A 13,214-nucleotide genomic window follows, 5' to 3' on the forward strand; every position below is an offset into this window, starting at 1 on the left:
GTTTGAAAAGTCCCTTTTAGGGGATTTAGGAGTCAAAAGGCTTTTTAGACTGCACTCATTATATAAAAAGCATATTTTTGTCAAAATCCAGGCGTTTTATTTTTTGTACCGGAGTTAACTTATTGTTAATGAGGATGCAAAAATTTAAAACAACATTGAGTTTGGCAAAAATATGCCTTTTAAATCGGGCTCATACCTTATACCTTTTTTGCTCTTCACATCATGCCCTATGTGCCATGCTATTCTTCCTCAAGCAATGCCTGAACAGCGTTTGCCAGGTAAATATAGGAACCGCCCACAGTGATCACGTACTCATTTTCGCCCCAAAGAAATGGCCAGTCTTCCTTATTCTCGGGAAAATCAGGATCTAACATGAGCACACCCGGAACTATGCCACCTGCAATAAATGAAAAATCGGCACGGTTCATTCCGTAAGCCACCTTTTTGGAATGCAGACCGACACCCGAAACAAAAGAAATATCAGAATCGGGATGGCATCCAAAAATGTAATTCAGCGATCGGAAAACATGCTCCTTATCGAATATGTCGGGAAATGCACTATAGAGCATGTAATTGGTAATGCCAAAACCGATCACTGACCCGTTGCCTGCCCATCCGCCTTCTGTTATCGGGACTCCAAAAGGATTCATCCGCTCAAAGATTTCAATCTCCCGCGCGTACTGCCTGGCGCGTTGTTCAACTTCAGCGACAAATGTATCATCCATATAAAGTAATGCCGGCAAAAGAGCAGAAGCAAGAAAACCAAATTGTTCACTAACTTCGGGCCACATTTCGCGAATTCTCCAGGCATATTTATCACCGCGGGTGGTGATGAGCAGTTCAACTGCAGCTCTCAACTCCTCAAGAATCATAGGCCCTCCGGTTGTATTTCCAACCTTAAAAATGTCGGGTTCTTTACCCTGCTCCCTGTTCCACACAGCTATAGCTGTCTCAAGACATTCCTGTGACAAATCCGGATTGAAATCTTTAAGCGCACGGGAAGCAGCAGCCAGTCCGGCAGCCGAACCATAATTAAGCGGTGTGGATTTGCTGGTAAAAGCCCAACGATCATCAAATGTACCGCTGTAAGGATAATCAACTTCCAGACTGTCGAGAGCCGGATTATAGATCAGGTTATCGGTCATGGTTAGTCCGTCGCCCAAATGTGTGTACTGCGACAATGATGGCACAATGATACCGGGAATGGCATGCCCTACAGAACGATGCTGGGCAATGAGTCCGATAGCGCCATGTTCAATTTGTTGAAGGATGTCGTTTTTCCCGTCGGGATGATGGAGATCAACATAACGATTCTCCTGCTCTACAAGCGTTTCATCACGGAAAATATTAAAATCCTCCCAGGCATGCACCAGGTTCAAAACCGTATAGTATTGCGACTGAGTTCTAATATCATAATCTCCGGCATCATACCATCCCCCCACATTCAACCCGGGAATATGCTCACCTGGCTCATAAGGTGTATCGGTGGTCGGGCCCTGCGCATACAGATCGAAATGCTCATGATTGACCGGTGCCTGAAGCGCATCGTCGAGATGAGAAGCGCCATGCCAAACCCGGTAAGCCTCGTTGACAAGCATATGATCCATTTGAACGGGCATATAAACATCAAGTGTCGGATGCCAGATATCCTCATAAACAGCCTTGCCTATGCGCAATGGCCGGCTCTCCACCTCCCCGTACTTCACAACATACACACCGGGCTCCCGAACAGATGTAAAATCAAATATTCCGTACTGGTATCGCTGATAATTTCCCCATTGTTTTACTGCTCCGCTATGAATCAGACTACGTTTTCCATCCTCATCAATTTTCAAAAGTTCGGCTTCAGGTAAAAAGCGATCATTTTTATCGAGTTCAATAACGGCCCGTTTGTTTTGATCCGGATGATAACCGACCTGCGAAAAGCTGATTACCGGATCACGTAGCCATCCCGAAACTCTTGATGCTCGAAGTTTCCATTCAATAACTTTTCCGGTTTTTTCGGCAGGTATCAGACTTCGCAACACGAACCAGCCGTTTTGGGCCTTGTTGCGACCATCGAAAAAGAGTAATTCATTATCGGATTCAACGGTAATTCTTCGGTAATCATCTTCTGGTGCAAGGACTATTTTATTTCCCTTTGCAACGGGTAAAGGCTCTGTTTTTCCTGCATCACCCACAGCGGCAGGCCCGGATGGATAAAGTGGGAAAATTCCAGGTTTGCCATCCATCAGAAAGGTCTTCCCGAAATAGGCCGAAGGCAGAAACTCAATATTAAATCCGGCCTTACCTTCCAGGTCATCCGGAATTGGCTCCTCCAGATGAACACTGATAATAATATCATCACCCGATGGTTCGGTACGAATCAAATACCCAAAATCGGGGTATTCCAGCCAGGCTTTAACAACATTATTTTCACGATCGACCTCCTTTCGGATGAATTTTGGAATCGGGTCCCACTGTTCGGGCGTGTGATTTAAACGAACATCGCCGTTGGTCACTGTCCGTTTTCCGTGATGAATGATCTCGATACCACTCATCTTCGAATCACTGAAATTCTCGTTGTACCAGTTGGTGAATACCAAAATATTTACCCCGCCTTTTTCATAGTAGGACGAGTCGTTCAAGGCGATTCCCTGTCCTGCCTCTATCGGCACAAAATAAACCATCAGGACAAAAAAAGTCAGGAACGGTTTCCTGAACGATGAAAATTTGTTTCGATCAATAAATTTCATAAGCCATAGAATTTTTCAGTATAATCATTATCAACATATCTCATGAACTAACTGCAGAAAATAAGGGCCGGGAATCGGATTCAAACCTAAGTTGAGCGATATTTCGCATAACTCGTATAGAAAGCGAAAATGTTTATTGCCGGGAATTAACATACAGCCTGAAATCATGGTCAGGCCCGAATCATTCGTTTCGGGAGGGATATTCTAAAGCAAACACAAACAGATAGTGTTGTCTTTATTTTTATCAAAAATATCCATAAATCTTCATAATGGCAGTAAATACAAGGTGGATATTTTCGGCAAAAAAGTAGAAATTTATGAACAGATTTTATTGAGTGCAGTCTAAAAAGCCTTTTGACCCCTAAATCCCCTAAAGGGGACTTTTTCAAACTGCTGATTTTTAACAGTTCCCCTTTAGGGGTCAGGGGTAAAAATGGTAAAAATCAGCAGTTTGAAGGCTTTTTATACTGGACTCTTTTATTCAAATGGATAAAAGATATCCGCGAAGCTAAAATGATGATCCTCTTCAAGCTGGCGGGCAATATCAGGCATTGAAGAAGCATCGATGTAGCCATTCATCAGGGCGTGACGGGCAGCCTCTTCAGTGCTGTTTATCAACAAAACAGGGATATTCAACTTTGCCATTTCCGTGGCAATTTTCATTGTAGAATGCTTCTTGTGAGATTTTTTCACACAACGAATATAAACAGCTTTTATCCGCCCCGGAAACTCATGTGCCACCCTCATGTAAATATCAGGATCGTTCTGTCCGCTGTCGCCGATGAGTATAAAATCCAGTTCCGGGAAAAAGGACAATAGAATACGAATCTTTTCAAACTTGTGTTCATGATTGCCGCCTCCTGATTTCCAGAACTTGAAAATGCTGTGTTCCAATTCCTGTAAGAGCAATGGCCCTGAAGGGATGGAACGAAATTCAAGAAAATCGACCAGAAGATCGTAAAGATTCCACTCACTACTCGAGACATAAAACAAAGGATTTCGACCATGACCATTCTTCTTCCCTTTATGAAGTGCTCTGTAAAAGGCAGCCACACCCTCGAATGGAGTGCGGGTGCGCGCATTTTTGAAAAGCATCAGCCGAAGTTTTTTAAGTGTGTTGGTGGAATGTGAAACCATAACGGTGTCGTCAATGTCGGAAATAACTCCAAAATCAACCCTTCCGAAGACGACCATTACCTCTCCTTCGGCTTTAATCAGACCCTGATTATCAACAACCTCATCCAAAAGTTCATAATAAACCTTCTCAAGATGAAGCCCTTGTTCCGGTTTCCCGGGAAAACTCAAACAGCAATGGAAAAGCCCCAACTCATTGGTTTCAACAATTTCTTCCTTACCGCGAAATGTCACCCTGACCCTCACACCGCTGATCTCGTCACTCACGTAGCGCTTAAGCATTGCCAACATATTGGTGCGAAGTTTTTGTCCAGGCTTCGGCTTATCCAATCCCTTGTCTTCCATAACGTTTCCGGTAACATACACATCTTTCCCATTGCTGAATCCCATGTAAGGCTCAATAGTGGGGACACCCAGCCAACCCAGTCGTTTTTTTATCCATAAACGGGCTCTTCTTAAGGGGCTTCCGGCTTTGTGAAGTATATATCTGAAAGTTTTGGTAATGACAGGCATATTCCGGGTGGTTTTATTATCTTTAGATAATACTCAAAAGTAATGATTCTTCAATAAAAATATCATGGAGGTCTCTGAAAAAAGAAAGGTACTTTTTGTGATCAATCCTGCTTCGGGAAGTAATGATAAGTCCAATATACGGCAGCAAATTGGTTTTTGCTGCGAAAAATACCACATGGAGCCGTACTTCACCGAAACCACAGGCAATAACGACCACGAAACCTTGCTTGCCGAAGTTAAGAAACAAACCCCCGATATAGTAGTAGCTGTCGGAGGGGATGGCACTGTCAACCTCGCGGCATCGGTTGTGGCAGGGAAAAGTAAAATCAAGCTCGGAATCATACCTACAGGATCGGCAAACGGCATGGCCTTTGAACTCAACATTCCTGCCAACCTTGAACGTGCCATGGGTATCATTGCAAGAAACGTATCGAAGCGTATCGACCTTTTAAAAATTAACGATGAATACCTGACGGTACATCTGAGCGATCTGGGAATGAATGCCCGAATCATTAAACGTTTCGACCAGGAAAAAATCAGGGGACTCTACGGATATGCACGGCAATTTTTTAAAGAGCTGAAAGCACCTTCTCATTTCAGATGTACTGTTCATTGCAGGAGAAAAAGACCCCGAAAATACAAAGCCGTCATGGTCGTCATGCTCAATACGCATTTTTTCGGAACAGGGGCTGTTGTAAATCCAACCGGAGAAATAGATGATGGAAAATTCGAAATTGTTATTATCAAACCTTATCCGTGGCACTATCTTTTCAGGATGATTTTTGCTTTTTTCACGGGTAATATTCATCGCCTCAGACATGTCAGAATTCTCTCGTGTAAACATGCCAGAATATCCCTTCAACCGGCTCAGGACCTCCAGATAGACGGGGAACCTATTGGAGAAATGAAGCATATTGATGTCAAAATTGTCCCTTCGGCCCTCGATATTATCTTTAACGACCAGGAAGAACATCTTCTTTATAATCCATCTAAAACCTAATCCGAACAAGCCGGAACCAAATAAATCTATACATTATCTGTCGCAGCTCCGCAGCTGTTTACTGTTTTATTACATAATTTCTACTGTTCTTTCGCCGCTCCGCGGCTATTAATTGCTGATATTTTATTGACAAAACTAAAACTGCAGAACGGTGTCCGGAACGGTAATCGGAGGAAACATATAGTTTTTGTTGGAATAATTTTTTTATATTTGAACGACACTCAAAATCTAAAAACAATTAATTAACAATGACAGACAACAATCCACTGCCTGTTTTTGGCGAAAACTCAGAATTTTTTAATGAACTTGAAGACAAAAAACCAGCCTTTTTCCTGGACTATGACGGTACACTGACGCCCATTGTCAGCAAGCCCGAACAGGCTCGTATCAGTCAGGAAATGAAAGACATTCTTGCCAGGCTTGCAGAAAAATACACGGTTGCGATCATCACGGGTCGCGATATGGACGATGTTAAACAAATGGTCGGCCTGAAAAACCTTATCTATGCAGGTAGTCATGGTTTTCGTATATCAGGCCCAAACGGTTTATATCGCGAACACGAAAAAACTTCTGTTTTACTGCCTGAATTGAATATCATAGAAAAAGAATTACTGGACATTCAAAAAAAGTATAAAGGAGTACAGGTCGATCGTAAGCGCTACGCCATAGGTCTGCATTACCGGAATGCCAAAGAAGAAGATATTGATAACATTCTTGCCGAATTTGATAAAGTTCTTGAAAATAATCCCGGCTACAAAAAAGGCACCGGGAAAAAAATTGTTGAGATCAAACCCGATCTTGACTGGCATAAAGGCAAGGCTGTTTTGTGGATACTTGAAGAACTCGGCCTTGCCGATGACACTTCGGTCATACCCATCTACATTGGAGACGACGATACCGATGAAGATGCTTTTGAAACATTGGAAGAAAGCGGTATCGGTATAGGAATTATGGTAGAATATAACGGCAAACCAACTTATGCATCGTATACCTTAAAAGATGTGGATGAAGTAGCTAAATTGTTTCAAAAGTTTTTGTAATCCCGGAGCCCACTAAACACAAAGAGCGCGACTAAAGCCCCCTGATACTCTGTGCAATTCATTGTTTCACAACTTGTCCTGGTTTTTTCGGGGGAGTTCCAATGAGTTGACACAGAGTTTCTATTGAGTAAAAATTAGTCCTTTTAGACATCCTCTTTTGCAAATTTTCTATCACGATACTCTACTATCGGCACAAGACAAGTGTCCTCATCAAATTTAAAACAAGTCATAAACCATAACTCCATCATCATAAAGTCTCAGCGTTAAGGCCTTTTTAACGGACTATTGCCATTACGGAAACTTCGGAAACTGTCCAAAATCGGGATCTCTCTTTTCCAGGAAGGCCTTTCTTCCTTCCTGCGACTCGTCCATGAGGTAAAACATCAGAGTGGCATCACCCGCTAACTCCATGATGCCGGTCTGTCCGTCAAGTTCAGCATTCAGTCCTCGCTTGATCATACGCAATGCCATAGGGCTGCGTTTCAACATTATTTTGCACCATTCCATGGTTTCTTCTTCCAGCGATTCGTGTGGTACAACTTTATTAACCAGTCCCATTTTTTCGGCTTCTTCTGCTGAATATTGCTTGCATAAGAACCAAATTTCACGTGCCTTCTTCTGTCCAACATGTCTGGCCAGATAAGAAGACCCGAAACCTGCATCGAAGCTACCCACTTTGGGCCCACTTTGCCCGAAAATGGCTTTATCGCTTGCCACAGTCAGATCACACACCACATGCAGTACATGCCCCCCTCCAATGGCATATCCGTTGACCATGGCCACCACGGGTTTTGGCAACGACCGAATACGTTTGTGCAGGTCTAAAACATTCAGCCGGGGAACACCTTCTTCATCGACATACCCCCCACGGCCTTTGACGTTCTGATCACCTCCCGAACAAAATGCCTTATCACCTTCACCGGTCAGCACTACCACACCAATATCCTGACGTTCCCGGCAGATATCGAAAGCATCAATCATCTCCTTTACAGTTTGCGGCCTAAATGCATTGTAAACCCGTGGCCGGTTAATGGTTACTTTTCCAACGCCTTCGCAAAACTCAAATTTTATGTCTTCGTACTCTTTAATGATTGTCCAGTTATAGTTCATAGTATGTTAGATTGTTAGATTGTTAGGATTGTTAGGGTTGTTAGGTTTAAAATTATTAAATAAAAGGGATATTTTTCAGGATTCCCTCAAATATCTGAAATAATCCCTCAAAATTTCGCCATTTGTGTCTCCGGGAGTAAAAATCTCAAGCAATGCAGGGCTACCCTGAACTTCCCAAAAATGGTCAAGTATCTGTTCCAATTCAAGGGAATTACCGGCAGCATAATACTGCAATCCAAAAGTTTCGGCTATTCCACGGCACTGATGATTTCCCCTTGCTTCGAAAAAGGGTTCCAATTGATCCGTTTCAGACGGTCCGGGAATATAGCGGAAAATACCACCTCCGCCGTTATTGACAACAATCACACGAAATGAATCGGGCAAGTATTTATGCCATAAACCATTGGAATCATATAAAAACGCCAGATCGCCAACAATAAGAGTTACCGGACGGCTACCTGCAAAAGCTGCCCCTGCGGCCGTACTCACACATCCGTCAATGCCACTGGTGCCACGATTGGCATAAAAAGTCTGATGCTTATTCCATTCAAAGAGCTGGGCATAACGTACTGGTGTACTGTTGGCTAAATGAACTTCCATACGGTCGGGCATGGCTTTCGAAATCTGATTGAAAACCATGAAATCACTCCACGACACCTCATCCAAGAACGTTTCATGCCTTATTTTTGCAGCATTACGGGCTTCTTCCCACAATTCAACATAACCGGATGAAAACCGTGGCAATTGCTTTTCAACTTCTGTCATGATCTGAACAGCATCCCCTTTGATCTGACGTGTCAAACATTGGTATGTATCTACGATAATCTCCTGATTGGAAAAATGCCAGTGTGCTTTTGGCGGATACTTGCGAATCCATTGCTTCAGTCGTTTGGACAAGACCGGTACATCAAGAGTTATTAGTAAATCGGGTTGAATGGATTCCGTATTTTCAGCAAAATATTCCAAAAGACGGTCGGTATTCCCAAATATTCCGTTACCCGAAAGATTCGAAAGCGTTTCGGTCATCACCACTACACCTTTTTCGGCCAATGACCGGGTAAGTAACTTCAAACGATTGTCGGGATTCAAGGCACCGGACAGGGAACAATACTCTGTCGTATTCCGACATTTCGGCAAGCAGTTCATCAACCAGTTTATTGTCAACAGAAGTGAATTGTCTGACAGGTACTATCCTTGAAATCAAAGAATCGGTTGATTCAACGGTTCCATATAGCGGTTCACGGAAAGGTACATTGATATGAACAGGCCCCCGAACATTTCCCAGTGCATTTTGAAACGCCTCATTGAGCAAACGGTCGGTCAGCCGGTGGTCTTCCCCGGATAGTTCCACAAAAGGCAACTGACAGGAGTATCGTACAAAATTTCTGAACACACCGGTTTGCCGGATGGTTTGACCGTCAGCCTGATCGATATATTCCGGCGGACGATCGGCCGTTATGGCAATAAGGGGTATTTGCTGATAATAGGCTTCCGCGAGTGCGGGAGAATAATTCAACACAGCCGTACCACTGGTACAAACCAGCGCTACAGGTGAGTTATCACGCCTTGCAAGCCCCAATGCAAAATAAGCGGCCGAACGCTCATCCACAATGGTTAAACATTTAAACTTCTGACTTGCAGGAAACGATAGAATCATAGGAGCATTGCGTGAACCCGGCGAAATAACCACATGTTTCACACCATGTGCATAACAATGGTCCACGATATGTCTGACCACCGGTTTATCGGAGATGGATAGACTCATTACACTGGTTTTGTTTTACAGAATGCAACACCGACAAAAGAGTGTGAGCTTTCAACCGGGTCTCTTCCCATTCGGTTTCTTCTTTTGAATCACGGGTAATACCGCCGCCAAGATACAAAACGGCATTATCATTCCTCAATTCCATTGATCTGATATTAACAAAAAAACTAAAGCCGTTGGGAAAAACAGGCCCCAAAAAACCACTGTACAAAAGCCGATTAAACTGCTCGGAATTTCGGATTAGTTCTAAGGCCTTGTCTTTGGGATAGCCGCCTACTGCGGGAGTCGGATGTAACGATTTAAGAAGCTGTCCCAACCGCTCTTCAACGATGCCTGCATCAAAGCGATAAAACGTTCTCAAATGAACCATTTGACCTGCAATAACCGGTTCGGGCCCTGTTTTCTGATAATCCGAAATCCCAAAATCATTTAAAACCTCATCAACAAAAGTCGAAACAAAACCCTGCTCTTCCAGTTCTTTCAGGTTCCAGTCTTCGCTTAGATGTTCACTTTTTCGTGTTGCAGCGAGAGCAACTGTGGTTATTTCATCATCGACTTTATTGAGGAAAGTTTCGGGACTGGCTCCCATCCATCGGCCCACCTCCGGATGATCAAAAAAATAAACGAAAGCATTTGGATAGGCCTGACACAAGGCTACAAAAACTTCAGGTAATATCTGCTTCGGAACATCCGAAACTTCCATCCTACGGGCAAGTACCACTTTATCGGCAACACCCTTATCCAATGCATTCTTTATCATTCCAAACGAACGCGCATATTCATTCCTTACCTGAGTTGCCTCTTCATACCGCCGGAAAGATTGTAACCGTGAATACCCAACGTTTACATCCGAAACCGGGAACTTTTTTTGCCCTGCATCCGGCCAAAGTGCAAAAGCACCGTCCGATAAGATGAATGGGGCAACAATAAAAGAGCCTTCATACCGGGCAGGAGAAAAGTCAGATATATCAATTTTTGAGACGTTTCCAACACCGAAGGCATGCCCCCCCTCTTCTCCTGGAAGCCGGTAAGCCACAAAAGAGTCCCCCTCAGCCAAAAGCCTGGTCATCCATTCCTTTGCACTATTTATGTTTACAGTATTGTTCAAGTTTATTACCTTTCGAGAGAAACGCAAAGATAACCAAAAAGGTTTACTTTTTTTTCACGCCACTACTGAGAAAAAGTCCTTCGATGTAATTACGACGCGAAAAATTAATGGTGAGTGCAGTATAAAAAGCATATTTTTGTCAAAATCCAGGCGTTTTAAATTTTTGTACCGGAATTAACTCGTTGTTAATGAGGATTCAAAAATTTAAAACAACAACGAGTTTGACAACAAAGATGCTTTTTAGACCGGGCTCAATAGTAATATCCACACTGTGCAACAGCGCTCCCTGCTCTATGCTTTCTTCAACAAATGCGCTTTTAACTCACCAACATCGTTCTGAATATTGTTAATGGATCGCAACAAATGCTCAATTTCGATTTTTCCCTGAGGCAATTCGGGACTGATATAATGAACAAAACGCCAAATTTCCCTGATCTCATCTACTGGAAGATCGTAAGGCTCATAAAGCGGATTCAGGCTGATGCATTTCAGAGTTCCATTTTCGGATATATTGTTCTGAATAATCTTAAAAGAAATGCCTTCGTCGCGTGTCAGGATGATACAGGCCTCACCGGATTTTATGGTGTGCCAGTCGAGCACAAACTCGCCTGTTACCCAGGCTCCTTCGGGAACTGGTAACATGGAATCTCCGCTAATCTGAAAAGTGCGGTATTTCTTTTCCCTGTCGAGAAACGGCAATCGGAAAACAGGCAGAGAACTGATGTATTCGGGATCAGCAAAACCTGTGAGATACCCGGCTTTTGCTTTTTCAGGCACCAATTCAATATTTTCTTCGTTATCGGGGCCTACCGTCGATGTTAAGACACGTAGTCGTGAACCTCTCACATAAACGTCATTTCCCTGTTCCAGTTCTTTCAGCTGAAAGCCGGTCAGTTTCGTTAAGTCGACCCTGACAAGTGTATCCATCGAAAGCCCGAAATAATCGGCAATGGAAACCAGCACGTCCAGCGGCGGGCCGGATATTTTGTTCTCATAATTGTTCAGCGTCGGGCGCTTTATTCCGAGAGCCTGAGCCAGGTCTCCCTGGGTAAGGCCTCGCCTTTTTCGCAATAGCCGGAGATTAGATGCAAAATACATGATTATATAATAAGTTTATTTTGGATTATTTTATAAGCAAATGTATGAACAGGTAATTAATTTGCCAAATTTTTTTGTCTTTAGTAAAAACCAAATAAGACACAATAGGTTACATAGAAATGATTGAAAGAAACGAGCATGGCAAAGATTGTTTCAAAAGAACATGTATAGACACCATCTACTCTAATCATCTAAGAAACCAAAAACAAGGAACAGATTCTTCGTCGTTACCTCCTCAGAATGACAAGAGGCCCTTTGTCATTCTGAACGAAGTGAAGAATCTAACCCCTAATCATCTGACATCAATTAAAGTATGATAAGATGAATTATTCCAATAACTTAGACTAATTTTATACGGATGATAAAATTAATATTGAGTACGGTACAAAAAGCATATTTTTGTCAAAATCCAGGCGTTTTAAATTTTTGTACCGGAGTTAACTAGTCGTTAATGAGGATTCAAAAATTTAAAACAACAACGAGTTTGGCAACAAAGATGCTTTTTAGACTTTACTCATCTTTAAAAGATAAAATCCCCAAAGAGATACTGATAAACTTTAATTCAACAAATATTTTTAAATTCGGACAAAAAACTTTTGTCAATGACCTTTACAGAAAATTACCCTAATTTTTTATGTATCTTATGTGTTTCAATCCAATAAAATGACAAAAGATTCTCACCCCAAAGGTTTCGAACAGATATTTTTTGCTGACGGTAACAGTCTGGCCAAAACCCATGCGGTAGAAAAAGACCTGTCAAAACTGAAAATAAGCATCCGGCAGTTGCACCACAATGTCGATTTATTGATTGACGCCTTCACGCAAAGGTGTGAAACTGAAACCATACCGGTTGAGTGCCACATGGGTTGTCAATGGTGCTGCCATCAGGCCGTTTTCGCCTCAACGCATGAAATGATTGTAGTGGTGGATTATTTGAAAAGACGATTCACTGAAGAAGTAATCGAAAACATAAAAGATAAAGCCAGGGAAAAAGACGACCGCTTAAAAAGGTTAAGTCCGGGCGACACCCTCAAAACTTCTCACCCCTGCCCGCTTTTGCGCAAGGGCAGCTGCATGGTTTACCCTGTACGACCCATGGCATGCCGCATTTATCTTTCATCCAGTGAAAAAAGCTGCAAAGCCAAATTCGACCGGCCTGATGATCCGAACGTCATACCCGCGCTCTTTGACTTCACCCTGAAAGCCGGACGACAGCTAAATGAAGGATTTGCTTCGGCCTTGCGCGAAGAGGGACTCGCAATTGAGGAACACCGGATTGAGCATATCCTTCTTTGTCTGCTTGAAGCTCCGGAAAAAACAAGAGAATGGTTACAGGGCGCAACCATTCATGATGGTTTTCCATTTGACGAACTGCCGGATGATTGATCTGGCATTTTTCGGACACCAAAATAATAAAATCGGCAAAATCCACTGATTTATAATCGTGTTGGTGTTCTCAGATAACATTGTCCTGGCAAAATTTTCCCGATTTGGTTTAATCTTTTACTTTCGCCAAAAAAATGTACTTTTAAGGTAAGTTTTGGAAAAACAATTTTAACCGGCAAACACCCAATCATCTAATAATCAAACAATCTATTTGTCAGAGTATGAGCGAAGAAATTGAAAAAGTAGAACTGCGACAATTAAATATAGACGACTATCTTTGGATAGGCCTGACACAAGGCTACAAAAACTTCAGGTAATATCTGCT

At 42.6% G+C, this 13,214-nt stretch carries 11 protein-coding genes; 4 read left to right on the forward strand and 7 right to left on the reverse strand.

From position 1 onward, the window contains the following. Positions 1 to 239: 239 nt before the first annotated feature. Positions 240 to 2,735, reverse strand: a complete 2,496-nt coding sequence (locus tag ATH1_RS0115530; protein WP_010423802.1) for a glycoside hydrolase family 9 protein — start codon at positions 2,733 to 2,735, stop codon at positions 240 to 242. Positions 2,736 to 3,065: 330 nt separating this feature from the next. On the opposite strand from ATH1_RS0115530, the gene ATH1_RS22645 reads away from it, so the two are divergent. Then, entirely contained in the window at positions 3,066 to 3,290 is a 225-nt protein-coding gene (locus ATH1_RS22645; protein WP_081467470.1) for a hypothetical protein, read from the forward strand. Here the strand turns inward: ATH1_RS22645 and ATH1_RS0115535 are convergent. Next, entirely contained in the window at positions 3,213 to 4,382 is a 1,170-nt protein-coding gene (locus ATH1_RS0115535; RefSeq protein WP_010423804.1) for an App1 family protein phosphatidate phosphatase, read from the reverse strand. The two genes, ATH1_RS22645 and ATH1_RS0115535, sit on opposite strands and share 78 nt — an antisense overlap. 64 nt (positions 4,383 to 4,446) lie before the next feature. On the opposite strand from ATH1_RS0115535, the gene ATH1_RS0115540 reads away from it, so the two are divergent. After that, positions 4,447 to 5,382, forward strand: a complete 936-nt coding sequence (locus ATH1_RS0115540) for a diacylglycerol/lipid kinase family protein (protein WP_010423806.1) — start codon at positions 4,447 to 4,449, stop codon at positions 5,380 to 5,382. 248 nt (positions 5,383 to 5,630) lie between these two features. Continuing rightward, positions 5,631 to 6,422, forward strand: coding sequence for a trehalose-phosphatase (gene otsB / locus ATH1_RS0115545; protein WP_010423809.1), 792 nt, complete (start codon positions 5,631 to 5,633; stop codon positions 6,420 to 6,422). Positions 6,423 to 6,713: 291 nt separating this feature from the next. Here otsB and menB read toward each other — a convergent pair whose 3' ends face one another. The 5 genes from menB to ATH1_RS0115570 form a co-directional block, all read right to left on the reverse strand. Next, complete coding sequence (gene menB / locus ATH1_RS0115555; RefSeq protein WP_010423816.1) at positions 6,714 to 7,532, reverse strand: 1,4-dihydroxy-2-naphthoyl-CoA synthase; 819 nt, start codon at positions 7,530 to 7,532, stop codon at positions 6,714 to 6,716. A gap of 75 nt (positions 7,533 to 7,607) precedes the next feature. Further along, on the reverse strand, positions 7,608 to 8,603 hold the full coding sequence (locus tag ATH1_RS22340; RefSeq protein WP_245531822.1) for a 2-succinyl-5-enolpyruvyl-6-hydroxy-3-cyclohexene-1-carboxylate synthase: 996 nt from the start codon (positions 8,601 to 8,603) through the stop codon (positions 7,608 to 7,610). Beyond that, entirely contained in the window at positions 8,527 to 9,297 is a 771-nt protein-coding gene (gene menD / locus ATH1_RS22345) for a 2-succinyl-5-enolpyruvyl-6-hydroxy-3-cyclohexene-1-carboxylic-acid synthase (RefSeq protein ID WP_010423825.1), read from the reverse strand. The genes ATH1_RS22340 and menD overlap by 77 nt, the downstream gene beginning before the upstream one ends. Next, a complete protein-coding gene (locus tag ATH1_RS0115565; protein WP_245531823.1) occupies positions 9,275 to 10,405 on the reverse strand; it encodes a chorismate-binding protein in 1,131 nt (376 codons plus the stop codon). Before ATH1_RS0115565 ends, menD begins: the two co-directional genes overlap by 23 nt. Before the next feature lie 291 nt (positions 10,406 to 10,696). Beyond that, complete coding sequence (locus tag ATH1_RS0115570) at positions 10,697 to 11,503, reverse strand: LexA family transcriptional regulator (RefSeq protein ID WP_010423832.1); 807 nt, start codon at positions 11,501 to 11,503, stop codon at positions 10,697 to 10,699. Between the two features lie 663 nt (positions 11,504 to 12,166). Between ATH1_RS0115570 and ATH1_RS0115580 the strand changes: the two genes are divergently transcribed. Then, positions 12,167 to 12,889: a YkgJ family cysteine cluster protein gene (locus tag ATH1_RS0115580; protein ID WP_010423838.1), complete on the forward strand. Its 723-nt coding sequence runs from the start codon at positions 12,167 to 12,169 to the stop codon at positions 12,887 to 12,889. The last annotated feature ends 325 nt before the right edge of the window (positions 12,890 to 13,214 follow it).

The organism is Anaerophaga thermohalophila DSM 12881 (assembly GCF_000191885.1).
Classification (GTDB): Bacteria; Bacteroidota; Bacteroidia; order Bacteroidales; family Marinilabiliaceae; genus Anaerophaga; species Anaerophaga thermohalophila.